Source organism: Micromonospora sp. NBC_00617 (assembly GCF_045161355.1).
In the GTDB taxonomy this organism is placed as follows: domain Bacteria; phylum Actinomycetota; class Actinomycetes; order Mycobacteriales; family Micromonosporaceae; genus Micromonospora.
Map to the genome: position 1 here is coordinate 466856 of NZ_CP107751.1, position 26950 is coordinate 493805.

The 26950-nt window shown below is 72.4% G+C and carries 21 protein-coding genes; 16 read left to right on the plus strand and 5 right to left on the minus strand.

Features of this window, described 5'->3' with window-relative positions:
- Positions 1-16: 16 nt before the first annotated feature.
- Positions 17-1315, minus strand: coding sequence for a DUF58 domain-containing protein (locus OG505_RS02225; RefSeq protein ID WP_405430614.1), 1299 nt, complete (start codon positions 1313-1315; stop codon positions 17-19).
- Position 1316: 1 nt separating this feature from the next.
- Positions 1317-2369 carry an AAA family ATPase gene (locus OG505_RS02230; protein ID WP_405430615.1) on the minus strand — a complete coding sequence of 351 codons (1053 nt, stop codon included), beginning with the start codon at positions 2367-2369 and terminating at the stop codon, positions 1317-1319.
- A 402-nt stretch (positions 2370-2771) separates the two neighbouring features.
- Between OG505_RS02230 and leuS the strand changes: the two genes are divergently transcribed.
- On the plus strand, positions 2772-5612 hold the full coding sequence (gene leuS, locus OG505_RS02235; protein WP_405430616.1) for a leucine--tRNA ligase: 2841 nt from the start codon (positions 2772-2774) through the stop codon (positions 5610-5612).
- 226 nt (positions 5613-5838) lie between these two features.
- Here leuS and OG505_RS02240 read toward each other — a convergent pair whose 3' ends face one another.
- From OG505_RS02240 to OG505_RS02250, 3 genes are read right to left on the minus strand one after another with little or no spacing between them, the layout of a single operon-like run.
- Positions 5839-6519, minus strand: a complete 681-nt coding sequence (locus OG505_RS02240; RefSeq protein WP_405430617.1) for a TVP38/TMEM64 family protein — start codon at positions 6517-6519, stop codon at positions 5839-5841.
- A complete protein-coding gene (locus OG505_RS02245; protein ID WP_405430619.1) occupies positions 6516-7235 on the minus strand; it encodes a type 1 glutamine amidotransferase in 720 nt (239 codons plus the stop codon). The genes OG505_RS02240 and OG505_RS02245 overlap by 4 nt, the downstream gene beginning before the upstream one ends.
- Positions 7225-8472 carry a MurT ligase domain-containing protein gene (locus OG505_RS02250; protein WP_405434338.1) on the minus strand — a complete coding sequence of 416 codons (1248 nt, stop codon included), beginning with the start codon at positions 8470-8472 and terminating at the stop codon, positions 7225-7227. Before OG505_RS02250 ends, OG505_RS02245 begins: the two co-directional genes overlap by 11 nt.
- A 356-nt stretch (positions 8473-8828) precedes the next feature.
- On the opposite strand from OG505_RS02250, the gene mraZ reads away from it, so the two are divergent.
- The 15 genes from mraZ (at position 8829) to OG505_RS02325 (ending at position 26926) form a co-directional block, all read left to right on the plus strand.
- On the plus strand, positions 8829-9260 hold the full coding sequence (gene mraZ / locus OG505_RS02255; protein WP_007463034.1) for a division/cell wall cluster transcriptional repressor MraZ: 432 nt from the start codon (positions 8829-8831) through the stop codon (positions 9258-9260).
- A gap of 206 nt (positions 9261-9466) precedes the next feature.
- Positions 9467-10507, plus strand: a complete 1041-nt coding sequence (gene rsmH / locus OG505_RS02260) for a 16S rRNA (cytosine(1402)-N(4))-methyltransferase RsmH (protein WP_405434340.1) — start codon at positions 9467-9469, stop codon at positions 10505-10507.
- Between the two features lie 59 nt (positions 10508-10566).
- Positions 10567-11172 carry a hypothetical protein gene (locus OG505_RS02265; protein WP_405430621.1) on the plus strand — a complete coding sequence of 202 codons (606 nt, stop codon included), beginning with the start codon at positions 10567-10569 and terminating at the stop codon, positions 11170-11172.
- Between the two features lie 3 nt (positions 11173-11175).
- On the plus strand, positions 11176-13389 hold the full coding sequence (locus OG505_RS02270; protein WP_405430622.1) for a penicillin-binding transpeptidase domain-containing protein: 2214 nt from the start codon (positions 11176-11178) through the stop codon (positions 13387-13389).
- 565 nt (positions 13390-13954) lie between these two features.
- Complete coding sequence (locus OG505_RS02275; RefSeq protein WP_405430623.1) at positions 13955-14110, plus strand: peptidoglycan-binding protein; 156 nt, start codon at positions 13955-13957, stop codon at positions 14108-14110.
- 266 nt (positions 14111-14376) lie between these two features.
- Positions 14377-15939: a UDP-N-acetylmuramoyl-L-alanyl-D-glutamate--2,6-diaminopimelate ligase gene (locus tag OG505_RS02280; protein WP_405430624.1), complete on the plus strand. Its 1563-nt coding sequence runs from the start codon at positions 14377-14379 to the stop codon at positions 15937-15939.
- On the plus strand, positions 15936-17387 hold the full coding sequence (murF, locus tag OG505_RS02285; RefSeq protein ID WP_405430625.1) for a UDP-N-acetylmuramoyl-tripeptide--D-alanyl-D-alanine ligase: 1452 nt from the start codon (positions 15936-15938) through the stop codon (positions 17385-17387). Before OG505_RS02280 ends, murF begins: the two co-directional genes overlap by 4 nt.
- The gene (gene mraY, locus OG505_RS02290) at positions 17384-18508 is read left to right on the plus strand and encodes a phospho-N-acetylmuramoyl-pentapeptide-transferase (RefSeq protein WP_266244480.1); all 1125 of its coding nucleotides are present in this window, start codon (positions 17384-17386) and stop codon (positions 18506-18508) included. Before murF ends, mraY begins: the two co-directional genes overlap by 4 nt.
- A 529-nt stretch (positions 18509-19037) precedes the next feature.
- On the plus strand, positions 19038-20447 hold the full coding sequence (locus tag OG505_RS02295; protein WP_405434341.1) for an FtsW/RodA/SpoVE family cell cycle protein: 1410 nt from the start codon (positions 19038-19040) through the stop codon (positions 20445-20447).
- The gene (gene murG / locus OG505_RS02300) at positions 20447-21553 is read left to right on the plus strand and encodes an undecaprenyldiphospho-muramoylpentapeptide beta-N-acetylglucosaminyltransferase (protein WP_405430627.1); all 1107 of its coding nucleotides are present in this window, start codon (positions 20447-20449) and stop codon (positions 21551-21553) included. The genes OG505_RS02295 and murG overlap by 1 nt, the downstream gene beginning before the upstream one ends.
- A complete protein-coding gene (murC, locus tag OG505_RS02305) occupies positions 21550-23112 on the plus strand; it encodes a UDP-N-acetylmuramate--L-alanine ligase (RefSeq protein WP_405430629.1) in 1563 nt (520 codons plus the stop codon). Before murG ends, murC begins: the two co-directional genes overlap by 4 nt.
- Complete coding sequence (locus tag OG505_RS02310; protein WP_405430631.1) at positions 23109-23927, plus strand: cell division protein FtsQ/DivIB; 819 nt, start codon at positions 23109-23111, stop codon at positions 23925-23927. Before murC ends, OG505_RS02310 begins: the two co-directional genes overlap by 4 nt.
- 245 nt (positions 23928-24172) lie before the next feature.
- Positions 24173-25288 carry a cell division protein FtsZ gene (gene ftsZ / locus OG505_RS02315; protein WP_234588050.1) on the plus strand — a complete coding sequence of 372 codons (1116 nt, stop codon included), beginning with the start codon at positions 24173-24175 and terminating at the stop codon, positions 25286-25288.
- A 9-nt stretch (positions 25289-25297) separates the two neighbouring features.
- The gene (locus tag OG505_RS02320) at positions 25298-26041 is read left to right on the plus strand and encodes a YggS family pyridoxal phosphate-dependent enzyme (RefSeq protein WP_405430633.1); all 744 of its coding nucleotides are present in this window, start codon (positions 25298-25300) and stop codon (positions 26039-26041) included.
- Positions 26042-26230: 189 nt separating this feature from the next.
- Entirely contained in the window at positions 26231-26926 is a 696-nt protein-coding gene (locus tag OG505_RS02325; RefSeq protein ID WP_405430635.1) for a cell division protein SepF, read from the plus strand.
- Positions 26927-26950: the final 24 nt, after the last annotated feature.

Below are 26950 nucleotides of genomic sequence, written 5' to 3' on the forward strand. Positions count from 1 at the left end.
GAGGAGAACCTTCCGTTCATCGCACGCCGCCGGCGACCGTCTCGGCCAGCGCGGCGCGCAGGGCGAAGCCCTGGGATCCTCGGCCAGCCTGCGGCCACAGCGTGGGCAGTCGGCTGCCGTGGTCGACGCCGACCACCCGCCAGCCACTGTGCACCATGGCCAGCACCGCCGCGCCGTGCGCGTGCTCGGCCTCGGCGCGGGCCTTCTCCGGGAGGCTCAGCCAGGTGGAGCTGTCCAACAGGAAACCGGCGCACGTCGCGCCGTTGCCGCGCAGCCCGGCCAGCAACTCGGCCTCGGCGACGCTCACCATGCCGAACAGCCCGATGATCAGACCACCGTCGGCGCGCTGCCGAACCCGCTGCACCAGCCCGGTCACGTCGGCCCGCTGGTCCAGACGGACCTCGGCAAGGTGGTCGAGCAGCACACCGTCGCCGCCGCCCTCCGCGGCGTCCACGTCGACCCCCGAGCCGGTGACCAGGCGCAGCTTGTAGCCGGCCTGGCGCAGGTGCACGGCGATGCTGGCGGCGGCGGAGACCGCCCACTCGAAACTCGACGTCGGGCCGTCGCCCCGGTGGCCGTACGCGCGGGTGTCCAGGACGACCGTGGCCCGACTCTCCCAGGGCTGTTCCTCCCGGCGCACCATCAGCTCGCCGGTGCGGGCCGTGGACTTCCAGTGCACCCGGCGCAGGTCGTCGCCCCGGCGGTACTCCCGGGTCGCCGCGTCGTCCTCGCCGTGCACCGCCACCGAACGCGCCCGGCTGTCGCCGCTGCCCGCGTACTCCCCGGGAAGCCGGACCGACGGCAGGGGGGTGACCTGCGGGATGACCGTCAGGTGGTCGGTGCTGGGGAAGGAGCGGGTGAGCTCGCAGAGGCCGAACGGGTCGGTCATCCGAACCACCAGCGGGCCCACGTCGTAACGGCCCCGCACATCGGCCCGCACCGTGTACGCCACGGAGCTGGCCTGGTGCGCGCCGAGCCGCTCCAGCACCACCCGGGGCCGACTGCCCAACGCGTAGGGCAGCCGGTCCTCCAGCAACAGGGTGCCGGTGGGCAGCCGGGAGAGGTTCTGCAGGCGCAGCACCACCCGCGAGTTGGCCCCGACCGGGACCCGGTGCGGGTCCAGCGACCGGTTGCAGGCCAGCTTGTAACGGCTGCGGCCCACGTAGGCGGCGGCCAGCAGCGGCAGGACGGCCAGCAGCACGGCCACCCGGAGCAGGTCCTTCTCGCCCAGGATGATGGCCGAGATCGCCGCCGCGATCGCGGCCGCGAGGAACGAGCGCCCGCGGGTGGTCAACCCGCGCAGCCCGGCACGCACGTCACGGCCTCCGCGGCTCGTAGGGCGCGCGACCGTTGCCGGTGGCGGGTCGGGTGTCGTAGGGGCTGCGTTGCCGGTCGTGCGGCAACGGCAGCCGGTGCACCAGTTCGGAGACGATCGCGTCGGTGGTGCGTCGGGCGAGCTGCGCGTCGGCCGTCGGGATGATCCGGTGCGCGAGCACCGGCACCGCCAAGGCCTGCAGATCGTCGGGGAGCACGTAGTCGCGGCCCTCCAGCGCGGCGACCGCGCGGGCCGTGCGCAGCAGTTGCAGGGTCGCCCGGGGAGACGCGCCGAGGCGCAGGTCGGGGGCCTCCCGGGTGGCGGTGACCAGGTCGATGGCGTACTGCTTGACGACGTCCGCGACGTGCACCTGCCGGACGGTGGCGATGAGCCGCCGGACGATGTCCGCGTCGGAGACCGGGCGCAGCTCGTTCAGCGGGTCGGTGCCGCCGTGCCCGTCCAGCATGGCCAGCTCGGCGCCGGCGTCGGGGTAACCCATCGCGATCCGGGCGGTGAACCGGTCGCGCTGCGCCTCGGGCAGCGGGTACGTCCCCTCCATCTCGATCGGGTTCTGGGTGGCGATGACCATGAACGGGGTCTGGAGCTGGTAGGTCACGCCGTCGACGGTGACCTGCCGTTCCTCCATGCACTCCAGCAACGCCGACTGGGTCTTCGGCGAAGCCCGGTTGATCTCGTCGCCGACGACCAGGTTGGCGAAGACGGCGCCCGGGCGGAACTCGAAGTCGTGCGTCTCCTGGTTGTAGACGCTGACGCCGGTGACATCGCTGGGCAGCAGGTCGGGGGTGAACTGGATCCGGCGCACCGTGCAGTCGATGGACCGCGCCAGGGCCTTGGCCAGCTTGGTCTTGCCGACGCCGGGGACGTCTTCGATGAGGAGGTGGCCCTCGGCGAGCAGGACGGCCAGGGCCAGCCGCACGGTGGCGGTCTTACCCTCGATGACCTGCTCGATGTTGGCCACAATGGCCTCGCTGGCGGCGCGGAACTCGTCGTGCGGCAACAGGCCGCCCACCTCGTCCCAGGTCTGTTGTGTCACGGGCCTCCTCCTCGTCGCCGTCACGGCAGCTCTGTAGAGAGCACCTGGACCCGCCGTTGGGTTCGCGACGTCGAGCCTCGTTTGCCGCAGGATTCTCACTGGCCTCTCAGGCTAACCATGTTTGTCGTTCTCGCCGACCCCCGCAGGTAGTCCGCCGCTTACGCACGGATATTCGCCGAGATGGGGGATCGACCCGAGCGCGCCGACGGTTCCTCCGGCCCCGTCGGCGACGGGGTACACTGCCGGGCATGGCCGGAGTCTTCCTGCTTCTTACCGGGCCGTGCTGGATGCGCTGAACGCGCGACAGCACGGCGGCCCCTCCTGCGCGAGGGGCTTTTTTGTGCCCGCCGCCGGTCCGGCCCGGTGGTGCCGAGACGAAGCGAAGCGAAGCGAGGAGAAACGATGAGTGAGGCAGCCGCACCGGCGGGCGACATCCCCCCGTTCCGGTACACCGCGGCCCTGGCTGACGAGATCGAGACCCGTTGGCAGGACACCTGGGCGCGCGAGGGCACCTTCCACGCACCGAACCCGACCGGTCCGCTGGCCGATCCGAGCCACCCCCGGGCCGGGGCGGAGAAGCTGTACGTGCTGGACATGTTCCCGTACCCGTCCGGCGCCGGCCTGCACGTCGGCCACCCGCTGGGCTACATCGGCACCGACTGCTACGCCCGCTACCAGCGGATGGCCGGCCGCAACGTGCTGCACGCGATGGGCTTCGACGCGTTCGGCCTGCCCGCCGAGCAGTACGCCGTGCAGACCGGCACCCACCCCCGGACCACGACGGTCGCGAACATCGAGCGGTACAAGTCGCAGCTGCGCCGCCTGGGGCTGGCGCACGACGAGCGCCGGTCGGTGGCGACCATCGACACCGACTTCTACCGCTGGACGCAGTGGATCTTCCTGCAGATCTTCAACTCCTGGTACGACCGCGACGCCGGTAAGGCCCGGCCGATCGCCGAGCTGATCGCCGAGTTCGAGGGCGGCAACCGGTCCACCCCGGACGGCCGGGCGTGGGCCGAGCTGAGCGTCGCCGAGCGCCGCCAGGTCGTCGACGACCACCGGCTGGCGTACGTCTCGGAGGCGCCGGTGAACTGGTGCCCCGGGCTGGGCACCGTGCTGGCCAACGAGGAGGTCACCGCCGACGGTCGCTCCGACCGGGGCAACTTCCCGGTCTTCAAGCGCAGCCTGAAGCAGTGGAAGATGCGGATCACCGCGTACGGTGACCGGCTGCTGGACGACCTGGACAGCCTGGACTGGCCCGAGCCGATCAAGCTGATGCAGCGCAGCTGGATCGGTCGCTCCACCGGCGCGCACATCGACTTCCCGACCACCCGGGAACCGATCCGGGTGTTCACGACCCGCCCGGACACCGTCTTCGGGGCCACCTACATGGTGCTGGCGCCCGAGCACGAGCTGGTCGACACGCTGGCGCCGGCCGGTTGGCCCGACGGCACGAGGGACGCCTGGACCGGCGGGCACGCCAGCCCCTCCGAGGCCGTGGAGGCGTACCGCAAGGCGGCGGCCGCCAAGACCGACGTCGAGCGGCAGTCCGACAGCAAGGAGAAGACCGGCGTCTTCATCGGCGCGTACGCCACCAACCCGGTCACCGGCGGGCAGATCCCGATCTTCATCGCCGACTACGTGCTGGCCGGCTACGGCACCGGCGCGATCATGGCGGTGCCCGCGCAGGACGAGCGGGACTGGGCGTTCGCCGAGGTGTTCGAGCTGCCCATCGTGCGGACCGTGCAGCCGGCGGAGGGTTTCGACGGCAAGGCGTACACCGGGGACGGCCCGGCCATCAACAGCGCTGCGCCCGAGCGTGGTCTGGACCTGAACGGCCTGGGGGTCGCCGACGCCAAGGCGGCGATCATCGCCTGGCTGGAGGCGAACGGGCACGGCACCGGCGCGGTGACCTACCGGCTGCGCGACTGGCTGTTCTCCCGCCAGCGTTACTGGGGTGAGCCGTTCCCGATCGTCTACGACGAAACCGGCGCAGCCATCGCGCTGCCCGAGGAGATGCTGCCCGTCGAGCTGCCCGAGGTGGACGACTTCTCCCCGAAGACGTTCGACCCGGACGACGCGGCCTCCAACCCGGAGACCCCGCTGTCGCGGCGGCGCGACTGGGTCGAGGTGGAACTGGACCTGGGTGACGGGCCCAAGCGCTACACCCGCGAGACCAACGTGATGCCGCAGTGGGCCGGCTCCTGCTGGTACGAGCTGCGCTACCTGGACCCGACCAACAACTCGCGGTTCGTCGACGCGGAGAACGAGCGGTACTGGATGGGCCCGCGCGCCGCGGGCGACTGCGGGGGCACCGACCTGTACGTCGGCGGCGCCGAGCACGCCGTGCTGCACCTGCTGTACGCGCGGTTCTGGCACAAGGTGCTGTTCGACCTGGGGCACGTGTCGTCGTTCGAGCCGTTCCGCAAGCTGTTCAACCAGGGCATGATCCAGGCGTACGCGTACACCGACTCGCGCGGCAGCTACGTGCAGGCCGAGGAGGTCGTCGAGCGCGACGGCGCCTACTACCTGGGTGACCTGACGGTCAACCGGGAGTACGGCAAGATGGGCAAGTCGCTGAAGAACGTGGTGACCCCCGACGACATGTGCGCCGCGTACGGCGCGGACACCTTCCGGGTGTACGAGATGTCGATGGGCCCGCTGGAGGTGTCCCGCCCCTGGGAGACCCGGGCGGTGGTCGGCTCGTACCGGTTCCTGCAGCGCGTCTGGCGGGCGATCGTCGACGAGCAGACGGGCGCGGCGCGGGTCACCGACGACCCGGCCGACGAGGCGACCCGCCGACTGCTGCACAAGGTGATCGACGGGGTCCGTGGCGACATGGACGGCATCCGGTTCAACACGGCGATCGCGAAGCTGATCCAGCTGACCAACGGGCTGACCGGCCTGTCGGCCACGCCGCGGGAGGTGGCCGAGCCACTGGTGCTGATGGTGGCGCCGTTCGCCCCGCACGTGGCCGAGGAGCTGTGGCGCAAGCTGGGCCACGACACCTCGCTGACGTACGCGGACTTCCCGACCGCCGACCCGGCGCTGCTGGTGGCCGAGACGGTGACCTATCCGGTGCAGGTCAACGGCAAGGTTCGTGGCCGCATCGAGGTCCCCGCCGACGCCTCCGAGGAGACCGTCCGCGCGACGGCCCTGGACGCGGTGGCCGCCGCGCTGGCGGGCAAGGAACCCCGCAAGGTCATCGTGGTCCCGGGCCGGCTGGTCTCGGTCGTCGCCTGATCACGGGCGGCTCGGTCCCACCCGTGCCCCGCCCCTTCCATCCGGTTGGCGGCGGGGCGCGGGTCAGGGTTCAGTCCGGTGCGCGGTCGCCGGACGGCGACACGCAGCGTCACGGCCGTGGAGCCGGGCATCGCGGAGAGCGGTATGACTCAGCGGAATATTCATACCGCTGAGTCATACCGGTCGACGGACACCCCGCCGCCGCCCGAGCCACGCCGCCCGATGGTCAGGTCGGAATCCGGCGGCGTCGTTCGCCGCGCCACCACTGGTGGACGAGCACGAGGCTGGCGATCAGACCGAGGCTGGCCGGTGCGGCGGCGTACCAGTTGACGTGGCCGGGGGAGCTGACGGCCGCGCCGATGGCCGCGTACCCGAAGGCGGTGGGCGCGGAGGCGATCACGCTGCCGGCCAGGAACGGCAGGACCCGCGCGCCGGTCGTGCCGTAGCCGTAACTGACCAGCCCGAAGCCGGCGATCGGCAGCAGCCGGACGGTGACCACGCCGAACACGCTCTGCCGCGCGAACCACCGGTCGAGGCGGGCCAGCCGGCCACGGATCCGTTCGGCGACGAACTCCCGGCCGAGCAGCCGGCCGACCGTGAACCCGATCGCCGCCGCCACAAGCGCGGCGCCCAGGGCGTACGTGGCGCCCTCCAGGGGGCCGAAGATCGCGCCCGCGGCGAGCGTGATGAAGGTACGGGGGACCAGCGCGACCAGCAGCAGCGCTCCACCGAGGATCGCCGCCACCGGAGCGAGGCCGCCCAACCGGTCGGCCAGTTCCGGCAGGTGCGCCGGATCCGGCCGGGGCACCAGGAGCAGCAGCAGCCCGCAGCCGCCGATCAGTGCGACGAGCAGGACGAACCGGACGGCCGACGGCTGCCGGAGCAGCCGCCGGACGGCTCGGATCATGCCCGGGCGGAGGCCACTGCGGCGCGGCGCTCGTTGCGCAGCCGGTCCGACCAGGTGTCGTCCAGCGGCGGCAGCTGGTGTGCCCCGGTGGCCCAGCGCAGCAGCAGGTCGGCCAGGGCCGGGTTGCGGGCCAGTGCCGGGCCGTGCGAGTAGGTGCCCAGCAGCTTGCCACGCCACGCGCCCTCGGTGGCGCCGTCGTTGCCGACCCCGGTGGTGATCCGGGCGAGCGGGGCGACCTCCGGACCGAGGCGGGTGCGACCGCCGTGGTTCTCGAAACCGGTCAGCGGGGGCAGGCCCAGTCGGGGGTCGATCTCACCGGCCAGCTCGCCGACGGCCCGGCTCTCGCCCCGGTCGGACTGCAGGTCCAGCAGCTCCAGCCCGCGACACTGGACACCCTTGGCGAAGAAGGAGGTGCCGAGCAGCTGGTAGCCGGCACAGACGCCGAACACGACCGACCCCTGGGCGACCGCCCGGTGCAGGCCGCCGTCGGCGATCAGCCGCTGGGCGCCCAACGCCTGCGGGCCGTCCTCGCCGCCGCCGACCAGGTAGATGTCGGCGGTCGCGGGCAGCCGCTGGTCGGAGCGGACCTCCAGCACCTCGACCGGCATGCCGCGCTGGCGGGCCCGGCGGGCGAGGATCAGGGCGTTGCCCCGGTCGCCGTAGGTGGAGAGCAGGTCGGGGTAGATCCAGACGATGCGAAGGCTCTCAGATGACACGGTCCAACTCCGCTCGGATGTCCTGGAACGCGGTGTAGTTCGCGATGACCTCCAGCCGCCCGGGCGGGACCGACCGGATCGCGTCGTCGAAGGTGCGTACGTGCTGGAACGGTACGTCGTTGACGTCCAGTCGGACCGCCAGGTCGTAGGCCCGGTCGCCGGTGATCAACACCTGCCGCCCGCGCAGCGGGGCGAAGTCGACGTCGTAGAGCCAGGAGGTGTCCAGACCATCGGGGTCGCGCGCGTTGATGGAGAGCAGGGTCGGCGCGTCGTCGGCCATGTCGAAGGCCTCCAGCCAGCTGGCCGGGTTCTTGGCCAGCAGCAGCCGGATGTTGCGCCCGTCCTTGTCGACCTGCGCGTAACGGCCGGCCACCGAGGTGACGATGCCGAGGCGGGACACCGCGTCGACGGGGCGTACGCCGAACTCGGCCGCCACGGCCAGCGCGGTCGCCGCGTTGCCGAGGTTGACCTTGCCGGGCAGTTGGAGGGAGACCTTGTGCCAGGCCCCGGTGGGGTCGAGCACGCCCTCGTCCTCGACGACCCAGTTCGGCTCCGGTCGGCGCAGCGCACAGCCGGTGCACCACCACTGCTCGCCCGAGCGCTGGATCGTGGAGCCGCACTCCGGGCAGACCCAGGAGTCGTCGTGCCAGCGCTGGCCGGCGCTGAACCAGGTCACGTGCGGCGGGTTGATGCCGCGGGCGGGGTCGCCCGGCGGGGTGGCGGCCCAGACCACCAGCGGGTCGTCGGCGTTGGCCACCACCCGTACGTCGGTGTGCCGGACCAGCGCCGCGCGCCAGAGCTGCGCCATCATGGCGACCTCCTTGGCCCGGTCCAGCTGGTCGCGGGAGAGGTTCAGCAGCGCGACCACGTGCGGTTCGGTCGACTCCAGCACCTGGGCGAGGTAGTGCTCGTCGACCTCCAGCACCGCGTACGGGGTGCTGCCGGCCTTGGCCAGCGCCGAGGTGTGCCCGCTGGGCATGTTGGCGCCGAAGGAGTTGGTGGCGACCCGGCCGAGCACGCCGACCGCGGCGGCGGCCAGCCGGGTGGTGGTCGTCTTGCCGTTGGTGCCGGAGACGAGCGCGATGGCGCGTCCGGCCGACAGGTGCGCCAGCAGGTCCGGGTCGATCTTCAGCCCGATCCATCCGCCGATCACCGATCCGTCGCCACGGCCGGCGGCCCGGGAGAGCGCCGCGGCGGTCCGTGACACGGAGCTGGCCACCTTGGCCCGTAGGGGCATTTTCGCGTCCGTCACGCGAGCGAGGTTACCGGACCGCCCGCCTCGCCAGATCGCCGCCGACGGTGAACCGTTCGGCCGTGGCGTCCGCGCGAGGGGTCGGTTCGTGCTCCACCGGACGGAGTCGATCTATGTCGGAAAGCGGACCACGCCGGGGGAGGGCTCCGGCCCTCCACTCCGCTCCACCCCCTGTGACGTGCGGTTTTGCGCGTGGATCGGACGCGCCACGCGGGCGAATCTGGTTGCAGGTGGAGGGAAGTGGAGTAAGGTGGGGCCCAATGGTGAGGCCGGGAGGGCTCACCGGCCCGGGGGGTCAGCGGCGCCGCGAACGCCGCTCAAGGGCGAGGGGGTAGGGCCGGATGTTCCTCGGCACCCATACTCCGCGCCTGGACGACAAAGGCCGGTTGATCCTTCCGGCGAGGTTCCGGGATGAGCTGGCGGGGGGTGTCGTGGTCACCAAAGGGCAGGATCGTTGCCTCTATGTCTTTCCGACACCCGAGTTCCAGCGGATCGCGGAGCAGTTACGCGCGCAGCCGATGACGCACAAGGCGGCCCGGGCCTACAGCCGGGTCTTCTTCGCCAGCGCGCACGACGAGGTGCCGGACAAGCAGGGCCGCGTGACGATTCCGGCGCACCTTCGCCAGTACGCAGCGCTCGACCGTGACCTGGTGGTGATCGGCGCGAGCACGCGGGTGGAGATCTGGGACAAGGTCGCCTGGGAGACCTACCTCGCCGAGAGCGAAGACGACTTCGCCGACATCGAGGAGGGGGTGCTGCCCGGCGGTCTGTAGGGCGGAACGGCGCCCGACGTACTGCGAGATCTCCAGCCGCTTTCGAGTTCCTGGCACCCCTTCCCCGGTGCCAGGCGCACGATCCAGTCATCGGGCGGGCGTCCGGTGTCAGGCGGGAGCGGATGGGGATCTGGCGGTACGACGGCAGCGCCGTCGCCACGGCAGGCGCACGAGAAGAACGGACGTTTCAACCAGTGGGGGTCGACATGGGGGAGTTGCGCGGCACGCACGTGCCGGTGCTGCTCGAGCGGTGTCTCGAGCTGCTGGCCCCCGCGCTGGGTCGAGGCGGCCGGACGGTGCACGTCGACGCGACGCTCGGCCTGGCCGGGCACGCGGAGGCGGTGTTGGAGGCACACCCGGAGACGGTCCTGATCGGGCTCGACCGGGACACCGAGGCGCTCGCTCACGCGCGGGTCCGGCTGGCGCGGTTCGCCGATCGGGTGCACCTGGAGCACGCCGTCTATGACGAGCTGCCCGAGGTGCTTCAGCGGCTGGGCTATCCGGGCATCGACGGGATCCTGTTCGACCTGGGTGTCTCGTCGCTGCAACTGGACGCGCCCGACCGCGGGTTCGCGTACGCGCAGGACGCGCCGCTGGACATGCGGATGGACCAGACGCGGGGGGTGACCGCCGAAGAGGTGGTCAACACGTACGCCCATCCGGATCTGGCCCGGGTGCTGCGGGTGTACGGCGAGGAGAAGTTCGCCGGCCGGATCGCCTCGGCGATCATCCGGGAGCGGGAACGCGCTCGGATCACCTCGTCGGCGCGGTTGGCGGAGCTGGTGCGGGATTCCATTCCGGCGCCAGCGCGACGAACGGGCGGGCACCCGGCAAAGAGAACGTTTCAGGCTTTACGGATCGAGGTAAACAGAGAGCTGGCAGCGCTGGAGACGGCGCTGCCGTCCGCGCTCGACGCTTTGACCGTAGGCGGTCGCATGGTGGTCCTGTCCTACCACTCGCTGGAGGACCGGCTCACCAAGGCGGCGCTCGCGGATCGGGTCCGCAGTAAGGGCCCGATCGACCTCCCGGTTGAGCTGCCCGGGTCCGGTCCGACGTTCCGGCTGCTCAGCCGGGGCGCCGAACTGCCCGGGGAGGCGGAGGTCGCCGCGAACCCGCGCGCCGCTTCGGTGCGGTTGCGGGCAGCGGTTCGACTCGACCCGAACGCGACAGAACAGGCGCGGACCGACCGCGAACGGTCCCGCCGCAGGGTGAAGGGGATGCACCAACCGGGCACTGGGTCAGCCTGATCCGTGGGGGATCAGGGGCACCGGGACGGCAGAGGGACGGATGTAGAGGGGGAGGGGACATGAACATTGACAAGCGCGACCGCCGGGACGTAACCGGCGGCGGGCAGCGCGCACCGCGGTCGGGGGGCCGGACCGCGGCGGAGCGAGCCACGCGCGTGGAAAACCGTACGCCACGCATCGATCGAGTCAACCGGCAGGGGGAGGCTCGCGCCCGGGGGGCGCGCGAGTTTCCCACCCAGGGCAGCGCCGCGCTGCGACCGGCCGAGAAGGCCACCGTCGCGCCTACCGCCCGCCCGCCGCAGCTGCGGGTGGCCCCACCGCCGCCGGTGTCGGTGCCGCGTGCGCCGTTCGCGGCGCTGATCGTGGTGCTGGTCGTCGGCGGGGTGCTGGGCATCCTGGCGGTCAACACGAAGATCAATGAGAACGCGTTCCGGCTGGAGAAGCTGCAGCAGCAGCAGGCCCGGCTGGATCTGGAGAAGCAGCAGCTGGACAAGCAGATCGCCGAGGCGAAGGCACCCGGCAACCTGACCGCCGAGGCGCGGCGGCTGGGTCTGGTGGACGCCGGTGAGCCGGCGTACATCCGGATGCCGGACGGCAAGCCCATCGGCGTGCCGAAGCCGGCGACCGGCGAGCCGTCGGTCACCAGCCAGGGCGCGGGAGGCTGACCAGTGCCACCGAGGTCGGACGAGCCGCGCCGGGACCCCACGGGGTCCCGGCGCGGTTCTTCGCGTGCGGCCGGGCCCGCCGACGAGGAGTCGCGGGCCGGTGAGCCGGGCATCGGGGGCATCTCCGGCGCCCGCGCGTACACCCCGAGGGGCCGGACCGTCCGCGAGGGCACACCGGCGCGCGGCGGGGCCACCGAGCAGCGGCGTACCCCGCGCAGCACCCGTTCCGGCGACCCGTTCCGGCCGGCGTTGCAGGTGCTCGACGGCGGCCGGGCCGCCGCCCGTTCGGGCCGGCGGGACGCTCCGGCGGCCGGCCGGGGCGGCGTCGTGCGGACCGTCGCGCCGCGTACCCCGCGCGGCCCGGCCGGCGACGAGCCGCCGCCGCGCCGCCGCACCACGCCGCGCGCGCCCGGCCGCGCCGACCGACCGGCGGCCCGCCGGCCGTCGCGCAAGCCGCCGCGCCCGCCGAAGCTCGCCGACCCGCGGTTGCGGCTGCGCCTGGGCACCGTGCTCACCCTTGCGCTCTTCGTCGTCATCGGGGTGCGGTTGGTCTTCCTGCAGGCGGTCGACACCCCGGCGTACGCCGGGGGTGGCGTCGCCGACCGGACCCGCACGGTCGAGCTGCCCGCGCCGCGCGGCGCGATCTACGACTTCCGGGGCGAGCCGCTGGCCCACAGCGTCGAGGCGCGGTACGTGTTCGCCGACCCGACGCTGATCAAGGACCAGGCCGCCACCGCCAAGGCGCTCTCTCCGTTGCTCGGCATTCCGGTGTCGAAGCTCACCGAGTTGATGAAGCCCCGCAAGCTCGAGAACGGCAACCCGTCCCGGTTCGAGTACCTGGCCCGCGGCGTGGAGATCCCGACGGCGAAGCAGGTGCTGGCGCTGGACCTGCCGGGTATCGGGGTGCACCGCGACGAACGCCGCGAGGTGCCCGGCGGCGACCTGGCGGCCAACCTGATCGGCTTCACCAGCCAGGACATGGACGGGTTGGAGGGCCTGGAGGCCCGCTACGACGACCTGCTCTCCGGGCAGGACGGCCGTCGGGTGTACGAGGCCGGCCTCGGTGACCTCGCCGCGCCGATCCCCGGCGGCTACAGCAAGACGACCCCGGCCAAGCCGGGCAGCTCACTGTGCCTCACCATCGACCGGGACCTCCAGTTCCAGGCGCAGCAGGTGCTCAAGCGGCAGATGGCGCAGGTCAAGGGGAGTGTCGGCGCGCTGGTGACGCTGGACGTGCAGACCGGCGACGTGCTGGCCCAGGCCAGCTACCCCGGATACGACGCCGCCGCGCCGGAGAAGGTCAACTCGCCGGCCGACCGAGAGGACGCGGCCACCACCTTCGTGGTCGATCCGGGCTCGGTGCACAAGGCGATCACCTACGGCGCGGCGCTCCAGGAGGGCGTGATCACGCCGAGCACCACGTTCCCGGTGCCGAACAGCATCCTGGTGGGTGACACGGTCATCCCGGACACTCACCGGGCGAACGGCCGGAAGATGAGCATCCCCGGGATGCTGGCCTTCTCCTCCAACGTCGGCACCATCAAGATCGCGGACAAGCTCGGCCGGGACCGGCTGATCGACTACCAGAAGCGGTTCGGGCTGGGCGAGCGCACCGGCGAGGGGATGCCCGGGGAGGCATCCGGCCGGGTGCTCCCGGCCGAGGAGTGGAGCGGGTCGTCGTACGGGTCGGTGCCGATCGGGCACAGCGTGGACGCCACGCCGCTACAGATGGCCGCCGCCTTCAACGCGATCGCCAACAACGGCACCTACGTCCAGCCGCGCCTGATCAAGGAGACGGTCGACGGCGTGAGCGGCAAGCACACGCCGTCTGCCGCCCCGACCACGCGCTCGGTGCTCAGCCCGCAGAACGCGGCGGCGCTGCGCACCATGCTGGAGGCGGTCACCACGGTCGACGGACCCGACGGGCGGGCCACCGGCCTGGCGGCGGCGGTACCCGGCTACCGGGTAGCCGGCAAGACCGGCACCGGCTTTCGCTACGACAACGGCAAGAAGCAGCCTGGCGACGTCGGCTCGTTCATCGGAATGGCACCGGCAGAGAACCCGCGCTACGTGGTGGCGGTCTTCGTCTGGAGCCCCGGCGGTGGGGGCGGTGCGGTCGCCGCGCCGGCCTTCCGCGAGGCGATGGCCTTCACGCTGCGGCATTATCGGGTGCCGCCCTCGACGGAACCGTCACCGAAATTCGACCCTTTCCCATAGGCCAGGTCAGGGCGACCCGCGCACGACGCAATGGTCGGCGCGGGTCGCTCGGCGGTGCGCGCCACGCGGCGGGTGAGTGCAAGGTATTGACATCATTGAGGCAGCCCGACAGGACGTTGCAATGCCCCTGCTTGATCGAACGGCACGGGCGCCACAATCCACGGGGAGTAACGTTGAAGAAGGTCACCGCACGAGCAGCGACATAGCACACGGTTGGCTTTGTCCTGAGTAGGCAAGCGTGGTCGACGCTGCCCGCAGACAGCCAATTGACAGTGGCAGGAGTCTAACCGCCGTCCCGGCGGTCGTGTCCCATTCTGTGCGCTGACCGGCACAAGGCCGGTTGCGTTTGCCGAGTTCTGGGCCGAGACGTCGCTGCTGAAGACTCGCTACGGGGAAGCATGTGAGCGTGCTGCTGCCCCCGCGCGAGGGCGGGGCAAAGCCCCTTGTCCGCACGCCTGGTCACGGGAAGCGTGCTGTCGTCCGCGGAATCCGAGATATTCCGCCGTTCGCGTCACGTGTTTTCCCGCGTTCAAAAGTCGACCCAGATGGCGCGAGATATCCCCTCGTGGTCGACGGCAACTTCGGCAGCAACACGGCCTCCGCCCTCGCCGCGGCTCAGCGGTCGCACTCGATCCCTGACGATGGTGTCTACGGTCCGCAAACCCGCAAGACGATCCTGTTCGTCACCAACACGAGCGTCTGCGCGCGCTACGGCCAGTGACGCCTTCTTCGAGGCGCGCGGGGAGCTGACAGGTTCCGCCCCGGCTCGCGATCGTGGGGTTCGCTCCTCGGCGAATTGACCGAGGAGCGAACCCCACGCGCTCCGCTTGTGGTGGCCCTGCCCCGGTGAGCGTGACCGCCCGCAGGCAGGGGTGCGAGGCCGGCCCGGGTGAAGAGGGCGCGGCGTGCCGCCGACGGCGCCCCGACCGGCCATGGCCGTGGAGCGTGTGCCCGCGCGATCCCGTGCGGCGGAGAATCAGGCGCGGCGTGCGGCCGGCACCGGACGACCGGGTAGGGTCTGACGCCGTGCCCGGCAATCCACGTCCACGTACCGTGACCGGCGTCCGGCTCGGTGACCTCGCCGTCCGACTCGCCGTCGACCTCCCGGCGGACGCCGCCGACGTGGTCGTCACCGGTGCCACCCACGCCAGCCAGGAGGTCCGCCCCGGCGACCTGTACGCGGCCCTGCCCGGCGCCCGCCGCCACGGCGCGGAGTTCGCCGTCGGCGCCGCCGAGGCCGGAGCGGTGGCCCTGTTGACCGACCCGGCCGGCGCCGAGCTGGCGGCGGCGAGCGGCCTGCCCGCCCTGGTGGTGCCCGACCCCCGCGCGGTGCTCGGCGAACTGGCCTCGGCGGTGTACGGCGACCCGACGGCAGCGCTCACCGTGATCGGCGTGACCGGGACCGCCGGCAAGACCTCCACCGCGTACCTGGTCGAGTCGGGGTTGCGCGCCGCCGGGCACACCACCGGGCTGATCGGCACCGTGGAGACCCGGCTCGGTGACCTGGTGATCGACAGCGTGCGCACCACCCCGGAGGCGACCGACCTGCACGCGATGCTGGCCACCGCCCGGGAGCGCGGCGTCACCGCCGTGGTCATGGAGGTCTCCAGCCACGCCCTGGCCATGGGCCGGGTCGGCGGGGTGCGCTTCGCCGTCGGCGGGTACACGAACTTCGGCTCCGACCACCTGGACTTCCACGCCGACAGCGCCGACTACTTCGCCGCCAAGGCGCAGCTCTTCGACGGCCGGTGCGCGGTCGAGGTGCTCAACCACGACGATCCGGCGCTCAAGCCGCTCTACAAACCGGCGACGGTCAGCTACTCGGCCGCCGGCGACCCGACCGCTACGTGGTGGGCCGACGGCGTCGACGGCGAGGGGTACGCGCAGCGGTTCACCGCGCACGGCCCGGACGGCGTGGCGCTGACCGCCGGTGTGGCGCTGCCCGGGCGGCACAACGTGGCCAACGCGCTGCTGGCGATCGCCGCCCTGGTGGGCGCCGGGGTGGAGCCGGTGACCGCGGCGGCCGGCGTGGCCGCCTGCGGTGGCGTGCCCGGCCGCCTGCAACTGGTCGACGTCGTCGCGCCGGTGCGCGGGGTCGTCGACTACGCGCACAAGGCCGACGCGATCGTGGCCGCGCTGGCCGCGCTGCGCGAGCTGAGCGCCGGCCGGCTGATCTGTGTGATCGGCGCCGGCGGGGACCGCGACCGGGGCAAGCGCCCGGTGATGGGCGCCGCCGCGGCCGAGGGGGCCGACGTGGTGCTGGTGACCGACGACAACCCGCGTACCGAGGACCCCGCCCAGATCCGCGCCGAGGTGCTCGCCGGGGCGTACCGGGCGGGCACGGCCGCCCGGATCATCGAGGTGGCCGGTCGCCGGGACGCGATCGACGAGGCGGTCCGACTGGCCGAGCCGGGCGACGTGATCGCGCTGCTCGGCAAGGGCCATGAGCGGGGCCAGGAGGTGGCGGGCGAGATGTTCCCGTTCGACGACAGCACCGAGCTGGCCGACGCGCTGCGGGCCCGCTTCTCCGACCGGGCGGGTCAGCGGTGATCGCGCTGACCCTGGCCGAGGTGGCCGCGGCGGTCGACGGGCGGCTCGTGCACGCGGACCCGGCCGCCACCGTCACCGGTTCGGTCGAGTTCGACTCGCGCAAGGTCGGGCCCGGTTCGCTCTTCGTGGCCTTCCCGGGCGAGAAGGTCGACGGGCACGACTACGCGGCGACGGCGCTGGCGGCCGGCGCGGTGGCGGTGCTCGGCACCCGCGAGGTGCCCGACGTGCCGATGGTGCTGGTCGACGACGCCCTGACCGCGATGGGCCGGCTGGCCCGCGCGGCGGTGGCCCGGCTGCCCGAGCTGACCGTGATCGGGGTGACCGGCTCCTCGGGCAAGACCACCACGAAGGACCTGATCGGCCAGCTCACCGCCCGCCTCGGCGCCACGGTGGCCCCGCCCGGGTCGTTCAACAACGAGCTGGGTCACCCCTACACGGCTCTGCTGGCCGGGCCGGACACCCGCTACCTGGTCATGGAGAAGGGCGCTCGCGGCATCGGGCACGTGCGCTACCTGTGTGAGCTGGTGCCGCCCCGCATCTCGGTGGTGCTCAACGTCGGAACCTCGCACATCGGCGAGTTCGGCTCGCAGGACAACATCGCGCTGGCCAAGGGCGAGCTGGTCGAGGCGCTGCCGGCCGACGGCCTCGCCGTGCTGAACGCCGACGACCCCCGGGTGGACGCCATGGCGGGTCGCACCCGGGCCCGGGTGGTCCGCTACGGCGAGGCGCCGGACGCCGACGTGCGCGCCGAGGACGTCACGCTCGACGAGCGGGGGCACCCGTCGTACACCCTGGTGACGCCGGAGGGGCGGGCGCCGGTGCGGCTCGCGTTGACCGGCCGTCACCAGGTCGGCAACACCCTCGCCGCCGCCGCGGTCGCCCGGGAGCTGGGCATGCCGCTGGCCGACCTGGCCCCGGCGCTCGGCGCGCTGGGGCTGAAGTCCACCCGGCGGATGGACGTCTTCGACCGGCCCGACGGGGTGACGGTCATCGACGACTCGTACAACGCCAACCCGGCCTCGATGGCGGTCGCGCTACGGGCGCTCGCCAGCCTCGGTCGGGGGCGGCGTACCGTCGCGGTGCTCGGTTACATGGCCGAGCTGGGCCCGTTCGAGCGCGACGGCCACGCCGAGGTCGGCCGACTCGCGGCCGAGCTGGGTGTCGACCGGCTGCTCGTGGTGGGTGAGCCGGCCGCGCCGATCCACGAAGGCGCGACAGCGGTAGGGAACTGGGGAGGAGAGTCGGTGCTGCTCACCGATCAGGCGGCGGCCGTCGAGGTGCTGCGGGGCGAACTACGGCCGGGCGATGTCGTCCTGGTCAAGGGCTCCCGGTATCGGACCTGGGAGGTGGCCGACGCCCTGCGCGCCGACGCCGCCGAGGAGGCCGCCCGGAGCGCGCGCAGTGGGCTTGCGAGCCCCACGGACGCGACCGAGGGTGGCGCCGCATGAGGGCGGTCATCGTCGCCATCGGGGTGGCCTTCCTGGTTTCACTGTTCTGCACGCCGATCGCGATCAAGGTGTTCACCCGGCTCAAGGCCGGCCAGCCGATCCGGTCCGACGGCCCGGCCATGCACCAGGGCAAGAAGGGCACGCCCACGATGGGCGGCGTGGTCTTCATCCTGGCCACGGTGATCGCGTACGTGGCCGGGCACCTGGCGCTGACCACGCTGCCGGACCTGCAGATCGCCCAGGTGGAGCCGACCATCACCGCGCTGGTGCTGCTGGGGCTGATGGTCTTCTCCGGCGCGGTGGGCTTCCTCGACGACTTCCTCAAGGTGCGCAAGCGCAACAGCGCCGGTCTGAACAAGCGCGGCAAGCTGCTCGGCCAGATCCTGGTCGGCGCGGTCTTCGGCGTGGTGGCGCTGTACTTCCCGAGCACCATGACCGACGCGACGGGCGCGAAGACCAACACCGAGACGGTGGGCAGCACCACGCTGAGCTTCATCCGGGACATCGACGCCCTGGAGGTCAGCAAGATCGGCGCGGTGATCATCTTCATCTTCGTGGTGATGGCCGCGACGAACGGCGTGAACCTCACCGACGGTCTGGACGGTCTGGCCACCGGCGCCTCGGTGATGGTCCTCGCGGCGTACGCGCTGATCGCGTTCTGGCAGTACCGGCACTGGTGCGCCGACCCGAGCTACACGCAGGCGTACTGCTACTCGGTCCGGGACCCGCTGGAGATCGCGCTGATAGCCGGGGCCGCGGCCGGGGCCTGTGTCGGCTTCCTGTGGTGGAACACGTCCCCGGCGCGGATCTTCATGGGTGACACCGGAGCGCTGGGCCTGGGCGGCCTGATCGCCGGCATGGCGATGTCCACCCGGACCATCCTGCTGCTGCCGATCATCGGCGGGCTCTTCGTGATCATCACGATGTCCGTGGTGATCCAGATCATCTCCTTCCGGACCACCGGCAAACGCGTGTTCCGGATGTCGCCGCTGCAGCACCACTTCGAGTTGGCCGGCTGGAGCGAGGTCAACATCGTGGTCCGGTTCTGGATCATCGCCGGCATCGGTGTGGCCATCGCCCTGGGCCTGTTCTACAGCGAGTTCCTCGCCAACATGACCTGATCCACACCGTTCGGTCACCCTGTTCGGCCGGCCCGCTGGCCGATGCGGTGAGCGTGTCGCCGCCGGGGTGGCAGGGTGGTCGAACTCTCCTTTGCTCTGCTTCAACTGACGCAACACTCGTACGCCAGCAGTGGTGCGTGGGGTGAAGCAGAGCAAAGGGGCGAGGCACCCTTCCCCCGGGAGCGAAGCCCGACACGCCCGGTGCGTCGTTGTGGGCCTGTCGGGCGTGCCGAGCGGTGATGATGTCCGGGTGGGGGAGGAACCAGGCACCGAGGACAGGACAGCCGGTCGGCCGCGACGGTCACCGGGCACGGCGCATACGGCCCGCGAGCCCGATCGCACGGCCCGCGAGGCGGACGGCGCGGCCCGCGAGCCCGGTCGTGCGGCGCGGGAGGTGGATGGCGCAGCGCGGGAGGCGGGTCGCGGAGCGCGTGAGCCGGGCGCCCCGGGACGTGCGGCTGGCTCGGCGGCGCGTGAGCCGGAGAGCGTCGCCGCCGCCCCGCTGCGCGGGCTGGATCCGGCCGGTGGACTGGCCGCGCTGCGTGGCCTGCTGGACCGGCCGCTGGCGTCCTACTACCTGCTGCTGTCCAGCGCCGGCCTGCTGCTGCTCATCGGGCTGACGATGGTCTTCTCGGCGACCAGCGTGAAGGACTACGCCGAGGACGGCAACGCCTCCGCGTCGGTGACCAAGCAGGCCATCTTCGCGGTGATCGGCATCGGGGCGTTCTGGGCGTGTCAGCGCCTGCCCGCCAGCACGTACCGCACCCTGGGCCGGCCGCTGCTGATCACCTCGGTCGTGCTGCTGCTGGTGCTCAACCTGCTGGTGGCCTACGGCCGGCTCACCTATCAGAAGTCGGTCGTGTTCGGGCCGGTCGAGGCGCGGCTGAACTGGCTGTTCGTCGGCGGCATCCAGGTGCAGCCGTCCGAGTTGGCCAAGTTCGCGCTGGTGCTGTGGGGATCGCATGTCATCGCCCGCAAGGGGGCCGCGCTGGGCTGGTGGCGGGAGCTGGCCACCCCGCTCTTCCCGGTCATGGGCCTGCTCTTCGTCCTGGTCGGCTACAACGACACGGGCACCATGCTCTGCCTGCTGGCGCTGGTCGTCGGCCTGCTCTGGGCCGCCGGGGTGCGGGCGCGCGTCTTCGGCGCGCTGACCGTGATCGGCCTGCTCGGCGTCGGCCTGCTCATCGCCGTGGCCTCGCTGGGCGCGGGCTCCGGCGAGCGCGGCGCGGAGAACTACCGACTGGCGCGGCTCACGCTCTTTCTCAACCCGCCGCCACCGGATCAGTGTGGTGACCCCTGCTATCAGTTCTACCAGGGCCGCCTGGCCATCGAGCACGGCGGCTGGTTCGGCGTGGGCCTCGGCAAGAGCAGCCTCAAGTGGGACTGGCTGCCCGAGGCGCACAACGACTTCATCTTCGCGATCGTCGCCGAGGAGCTGGGGGTGATCGGCTGCGCGGTGGTGCTGAGCCTGTTCGCGGTGCTCGCGTACACCGGTCTGCGCATCGCCCAACGGGTCGACGACCCGTTCCGGCGGCTGGCGGCCGCCGCGGTGACCACCTGGCTGGTGAGCCAGGCGGTGATCAACATCGGTGGGGTCGTGGGGCTGCTGCCGATCACCGGCCTGCCGCTGCCGTTCATCTCCGACGGCGGAAGTGCCCTGGTCGTGACGTTGGCGGCGATCGGGATGCTGGCGTCCTTCGCCCGCGCCGAACCCGATGCGGCCAGAGCGCTGCATGCCCGTCCGCCGGCCCGGTGGGTCCGACTACTCTGGGCCCCGTTGCCGCCGCTTCCCGGCCGGCGTCGCCGACCGGCGTCGCCGCCGGCTGGCCGAGGGTCCGTGCCCCGGTCCCGCGAGCGGCGCCAGGACGACCAGGCCGCACCGCGCGGCGCCCGGCAGGGCCGGAGCCGCCAGGGTACGGCGAGCGAGAGGAGACGCTGATGGGTCCGCTGCGTTCGGTGGTGCTTGCGGGAGGTGGCACCGGGGGGCACATCTACCCGCTGCTCGCCTTCGCCGACTGCCTGCGCCGACACGACCCGGGCGTCCGGATCACCTGCCTCGGCACACCCAAGGGCATGGAGAACGAGCTGATCCCGCCGCAGGGTTACGACCTGCGGCAGATCCCGGCGTACCAGCTGCCCCGGTCGGTGAACATGAACCTGGTCCGCACCCCGGGCCGGATGTGGACCGCGGCCCGCGCCGCGGGCAAGGTGATCGACGAGGTACGCGCCGACGCGGTCGTCGGCTTCGGCGGGTACGTCTCGGTGCCGGCCTACCTGGCCGCGTGGCGTCGTGAGCTGCCCATGGTGATCCACGAGGTGAACGTGCCGCCGGGTGTGGCCAACCGGCTGGGCATGAAGTTCACCAAGAACATCGCGGTCGGCTTCCCGCACCAGCCGAGCCAGGCCGAGTCGCTGCGCGACGCGACAGTGGTGGGGGTGCCGCTGCGCCGCAGCATCGCCGCGCTGGATCGGTACGCGTTGCGCGACGCCGCCCGCGCCCGGTTCGGGCTCCGCCCGGACCTGCCGGTGCTCTTCGTCGCGGGCGGCTCGTCGGGCGCCCGCTCGATCAACCTGGCGGTCTCCGGCGCGGCCAAGGAGCTGGCCCGCAACGGTGTGCAGGTGCTGCACGTGATGGGGGCCCGCAACGAGCCGGTGCCGATCCCCACCGACCTGCCGGTCCCGTACGTGACGCTGCCGTACCTGTCCGAGATGGAGCTGGGCTACGCGGCGGCCGACCTCATGCTGGCCCGGGGCGGTGCGATGACCGTCGCCGAGGTGGCCGCGATCGGCCTGCCGACGATCTTCGTGCCGTACCCGCACAGCAACCAGGAGCAGAAGCGCAACGCGCTGCCCGTGGTGGAGGCCGGCGGCGGGCTGCTCGTCGACGACGCGGAGCTGACCCCGGACTGGCTGGAGCGCGCGGTCATCCCGCTGATCCGCGACCCGCAACGGCTCTACGCGATGGGCGCCGCCGCGTCGGCGTACGGGCGGCGTGACGGTGACGAGGCGCTGCGCTCGTTCGTCCTCGAGGCGGTGGCCCGGTGACCGCGCAGTTCACCCCGGCCGGCACGCTGACCGCCGAGGACCTGGGCGCCGTCCACCTGATCGGCGTGGGCGGGGTGGGCATGCTCGGCGTGGCCCGACTGCTGCTCACCCGGGGCATCCGGGTCTCCGGCAGCGACCTGCGCGAGTGGCCCTCGCTGGCGGGTCTGCGGGCGCTCGGCGGCACCATCTACCTCAGCCACGAGGCGACCAACCTCGACGGCGTGGACACCGTGGTCTACTCCTCGGCCATCGGAAAGGACCACCTGGAGCTGGTCGAGGCCCGTCGACGCGGCCTGCGGGTGCTGCACCGCTCGGAGGCTCTCGCGGCGGCGATGACCGGTCGCCGGGCGGTGGCGGTCGCCGGCACGCACGGCAAGACCACCACCACCTCGATGGTGACGATGGTGCTCCAGCAGGCCGGGGTCGACCCGTCTTTCGTGATCGGCGGGGAGATCTCCGAGGTCGGCTCGGGCGCGCACCACGGCACCGGCGAGTACTTCGTGGTCGAGGCCGACGAGAGCGACCGCTCGTTCCTCATCTACCGCCCGTACGTCTCGATCATCACGAACGTCGAGCCGGACCACCTGAACACCTACGGCGACTACGCGACGCTGGAGGCGGCGTTCGTGGAGTTCGCCCGCCTCACCGACCCGAACGGGTTCATCATCACGTGTGCCGACGACCCGGGCGGTCGGCGGCTGGCGGCGACCCTGCGCGCCGAGGGGCGGCGGGTGTTCACCTACGGCGCGGCCGAGGACGCCGACCTGCGGTTGACCGAGATCGTCTCCTCCGCGCGCGGTGTGCGTTACCTGGCCGCGATCGACGGGCGGTCGCTGGGCGAGTTCCGGCTGCCGGTGCCGGGGCGGCACATGGGGCTCAACAGCGCCTCGGCGGTGCTCACCGCGTACCTGCTCAAGCTGCCGCTGGAGGCGGCGGAGGCCGCGCTGGCGGTCTTCCCCGGCGTGCGGCGGCGCTTCGAGCGCAAGGGCGTCGCGGACGGCGTGCTGGTCTACGACGAGTACGCCTACCACCCCACGTCGATGACGCTGGCGATGCAGACGCTGCGCGAGGTGGCCGGGGACGGGCGGTTGATCGTCGTCTTTCAGCCGTACCGGCTGTACCGCACCCGGGACAACCAGGCGGAGATCGCCGACGCGCTGGCCATCGCCGACGAGGTGGTGCTGCTGGAGGTCTTCGGGCCGGGCGAGCTGCGCCAGCCCGGTGAGGGCTCGGCGGCGCTGATCGACGCGGTGGCGCTGCCGGCCGACCGGAAGGTGTTCGTCGACTCCTGGGACGCCGCGCCGGTCGAGGTGGTCCGCCGGGCCCGCCCGGGGGACGTGGTGGTGACCATGGGCGCTCCGCCGATCTCGCTGATGGGTGACGAGCTGCTGGCCGCCCTGGGCGCGCGTACCGCCGGCTCCGCGCCGGAAGCGACCGTCGATCCGGTGGCCACGACCCCGGCGATCGGCCAGCCGGTGCCCGGCGGGTCCACGGCCGGCGGCGACGGGGCGGCGCTCGGCGCCGCCGCACCGGACGGCGCGGCCCCCACGGCCGGATGAGCCCCGGCCCCGCCCGCCGGCGGACCAGCGGCGCCGACGGCGGCACCCCACGGCGCGGTCCGGTCCGGCGTTGGCAGTTGGTCCGCGCCGGCAGCGACGCGGTGCCGGCGTCGACCCGCCGCTTCATGGCCCGGGCCCGGCAGCGTCGGATGCGGGCGGCGTTGCCGTGGGCGGTGGCCGCCGGGGTGCTGGCCCTTCTCGGGCTGATCGCCTGGACGGTCCTCGGCACCGGGCTGTTCGGGGTCCGCACGGTGACGGTGGAGGGCACCAAGCTGGTCACGGACGTGCAGGTGCGCGACGCGGTGGGGGTGCCCGACGGGGTGCCGCTGGCCCGGGTGGATCTGGCGGCCGCCGCGCGTCGGGTCGGGGCGTTGGCGCCGGTGGAGCGGGCCACGGTGTCACGGGACTGGCCGGGCACGCTGGTGGTCCGGGTGACCGAGCGGACGGCGGTGGCGGTGGTGCCGCAGGCGGACGCGTTCGCGCTTGTCGACCGCAGCGGCGTGGCGTTCCAGACGGTGGCCCGCCGCCCCGCCGGGCTGCCGCTGGTGCGGGTGACCCGGCCCGCCGCCGACGACCCGGACACCCGGGCCGCGCTGGAGGTGCTCGGGGCGCTGACCCCGCAGCTGCGGGCCGAGCTGGTGGACCTGAGCGTGGAGGGCCTGGCCCGGATCAGCCTGCGGCTGCGCGGGGACCGCACGGTGGTCTGGGGCGACGCCACGCGGGGTACGGACAAGGCGCGGGTGGCCACCGCGCTGCTCGACGAGGACAGCGACCGCATCGACGTGAGCGCGCCGGACGTGGTGACCTTCCGCTGACCGGTGAGCGTGCTCCGGACGTGACGAGTCGCGCTCCGGCGGCGACACGCCGGTCGGGTCCTTGGCTCATCGCGTGGTGGCGCTTACGTTGCCCCGAAGAGGTTCAGTGGTTGACATAACTGTAAGCCTCTAGTAGAGGGTGAGGGTTCAGCCCTGACTCTCGCTGGTGACAGCTGTCGTCGGCCGCTGGTCTGGCCACGCCGTACCCGGTCGGCCGAAGCCAATCTCGAAGGAAAGGACCGGAGATGACACCTCCGCACAACTACCTGGCGGTCATCAAGGTCGTCGGCATCGGGGGCGGCGGCGTCAACGCCGTCAACCGGATGATCGAGGTTGGGCTCAAGGGCGTCGAGTTCATCGCGATCAACACCGATGCCCAGGCGCTGCTGATGAGCGACGCCGACGTCAAGCTCGACGTCGGCCGGGAGCTGACCCGTGGCCTGGGTGCCGGGGCCAACCCGGACGTCGGCAAGAACGCCGCGGAGGACCACCGCGACGAGATCGAAGAGGTGCTCAAGGGCGCCGACATGGTCTTCGTGACGTGCGGCGAGGGTGGCGGCACCGGCACCGGCGGGGCGCCCGTGGTGGCCAACATCGCCCGCAAGCTCGGCGCGCTGACCATCGGCGTGGTGACCCGTCCGTTCTCCTTCGAGGGCAAGCGCCGCCAGGTGCAGGCCGAGACGGGGATAGACGAGCTGCGCAACCAGTGCGACACGCTGATCGTCATCCCGAACGACCGGCTGCTGGCGCTCGGTGACCGCAACATCAGCATGATGGACGCCTTCCGCACGGCCGACCAGGTGCTGCTCTCCGGTGTGCAGGGCATCACCGACCTGATCACCACCCCGGGTCTGATCAACCTGGACTTCGCCGACGTCAAGAGCGTGATGAGCGGCGCCGGCAGCGCGTTGATGGGCATCGGCAGCGCCCGCGGGGAAAATCGCGCGGTGGAGGCGGCCGAGGCGGCCATCTCCAGCCCGTTGCTGGAGCAGAGCATGGACGGCGCGCGCGGCGTGCTGCTCTCCATCGCCGGCGGCTCCGACCTGGGCCTGTTCGAGATCAACGACGCGGCCCAGCTGGTCACCGACGCGGCCCACCCGGACGCCAACATCATCTTCGGCGCGGTGATCGACGACGCGCTCGGCGACGAGGTGCGGGTGACGGTCATCGCGGCGGGCTTCGACGGTGGCACGCCGGCGTACAAGGCGGCAGAGCCGACCCGCAAGACCAACACCAACCAGCCGGCGCCGCAGAGCACCCCGGTGCCGCCGCCGGCCACCCTGCCGGCTCCGGCCCAGTCGCCGCGCCGGGTGCTCTTCGACGACGTGGACGTGCCCGACTTTCTCAAGAACGGTTCCTGAGCGCCGCCGATGACCGACAGTTCAGCCACGGTACGGCCGGACCGCCGCGCCGAACTCGCGGCGGGCCTGGCCCAGGTGCGGGCCCGGATCGCCGACGCCTGCGCGGACGCGGGCCGGGACCTCGCCGACGTCACGATGATCGCCGTGACCAAGACGTACCCGGCCGGTGACGTGCTGGCGTTGGCCGGGCTCGGGGTGAGGAACATGGGGGAGAACCGCGACCAGGAGGCGGCCGGCAAGGCCGCCGAGGTGGCTGCGGCCGGCGTACGCCCCCGCTGGCACTTCATCGGGCAGTTGCAGCGCAACAAGGCCCGCTCGGTCGTGCGCTACGCCGACGTCGTGCACTCGGTGGACAGCGTGCGGCTGGCCCGCGCGCTGGGTAACGCGGCGGCGGAGCGGGAACGACCGCTGGACGCCCTGGTGCAGGTGAGCATCGACGGCGACCCGGCGCGCGGCGGCGCGTTGCCCGACTCGGCCGATGAGGGCGTGGGGTTGGAGGCGGTCGCCGCGGCGGTGGCCGACGCTCCCGCGCTGCGGCTGGCCGGTCTGATGGCGGTGGCGCCGCTGGGGTGGCCACCGGAGCGGGCCTTCGCTCGACTGGCCGAGGTGGCCGATGCGTTTCGGACGCTCCATCCGGGAGCGACAGCGTTGTCGGCGGGAATGAGCGGCGACCTGGAAATCGCGATCCGATACGGCGCGACACATGTCCGCGTCGGTAGCGCGTTGCTCGGAATGCGTCCCACGCTGCGGTAGCCTGACCGCGAGACAGGCAAATTACATCAGTGTTGTTTCAGGGCGGCGGATCCTTGTGGGGGTCGTGACGCGCGACGCGAATCGCGCGCCAGGGGGATTGCCGTTCCGGTCCGATGGGCATGGTTGTCCACTCGCGACGGGCGACATGGCACGGGGGCGAGTGCCGCACGGCGGACGGAAGGGCGCGGGATGGGTGCACTGCGCAAGGCGGGGGTCTGGCTCGGTCTCGTCGAGGAAGACGACGAGCGGGCCTACGACGACGGTGGCTACGACAAGGGTGGCTACCGCGAGTCGCGTTACCGGCAGAGCCGGTACGCCGAGGAGTTCGCCGACGAGGACGACGACGACGCCGAGGAGCCACCGGCTCCCCGGCCGCGCGCCAGCGAGCGGGGCCGGCTCTCCGAGCGGTCCACCGGGCGCGGCGGCGAGTCCGACCGCGGTGACGGTGAGCGTCCGGAGCGGGCCGAGCGGTCCAGCGTACGGTCGATCACGCGGTCCTCGGCCGGTGACACGTCGGGCGCGTTGACGTACCACACGCGCGACAATCTGGCCCTCGCGCCGCAGGCCGTGACGCGGGAGCGCGTGGCCGTGCCCGAGGAGGAGCAGCGGTACCAGATCACCACGCTGCACCCGACCACGTACCGCGAGGCGCGCACCATCGGTGAGCACTTCCGCGACGGCGTACCAGTGATCATCAACCTCACCGAGATGGATGAGGCCGACGCCCGCCGTCTGGTTGACTTCGCGGCCGGTCTGGCGTTCGGGCTGCGCGGTACGATCGAGCGCGTGACCAATCGGGTGTTCCTGCTCTCACCGGCCAATGTCCAGGTCACCGCGGAGGACAAGGCCAAGATCGCTGAGGGCGGTTTTTTCAGCCTGAGTTGACCCCGCCCGACCCGAGGGACGTCG

Bases quoted from the DNA above. Each gene is read 5' to 3' on its own strand.
- ftsZ (WP_234588050.1), top strand. From the start codon at position 24,173: ATGACACCTCCGCACAACTACCTGGCGGTCATCAAGGTCGTCGGCATC.
- OG505_RS02240 (WP_405430617.1), bottom strand. From the start codon at position 6,519: ATGATCCGAGCCGTCCGGCGGCTGCTCCGGCAGCCGTCGGCCGTCCGG.
- OG505_RS02250 (WP_405434338.1), bottom strand. From the start codon at position 8,472: ATGCCCCTACGGGCCAAGGTGGCCAGCTCCGTGTCACGGACCGCCGCG.
- OG505_RS02320 (WP_405430633.1), top strand. From the start codon at position 25,298: ATGACCGACAGTTCAGCCACGGTACGGCCGGACCGCCGCGCCGAACTC.
- rsmH (WP_405434340.1), top strand. From the start codon at position 9,467: ATGGGGGAGTTGCGCGGCACGCACGTGCCGGTGCTGCTCGAGCGGTGT.
- OG505_RS02310 (WP_405430631.1), top strand. From the start codon at position 23,109: ATGAGCCCCGGCCCCGCCCGCCGGCGGACCAGCGGCGCCGACGGCGGC.
- OG505_RS02325 (WP_405430635.1), top strand. From the start codon at position 26,231: ATGGGTGCACTGCGCAAGGCGGGGGTCTGGCTCGGTCTCGTCGAGGAA.
- leuS (WP_405430616.1), top strand. From the start codon at position 2,772: ATGAGTGAGGCAGCCGCACCGGCGGGCGACATCCCCCCGTTCCGGTAC.
- mraZ (WP_007463034.1), top strand. From the start codon at position 8,829: ATGTTCCTCGGCACCCATACTCCGCGCCTGGACGACAAAGGCCGGTTG.
- murG (WP_405430627.1), top strand. From the start codon at position 20,447: ATGGGTCCGCTGCGTTCGGTGGTGCTTGCGGGAGGTGGCACCGGGGGG.
- OG505_RS02265 (WP_405430621.1), top strand. From the start codon at position 10,567: ATGAACATTGACAAGCGCGACCGCCGGGACGTAACCGGCGGCGGGCAG.
- mraY (WP_266244480.1), top strand. From the start codon at position 17,384: ATGAGGGCGGTCATCGTCGCCATCGGGGTGGCCTTCCTGGTTTCACTG.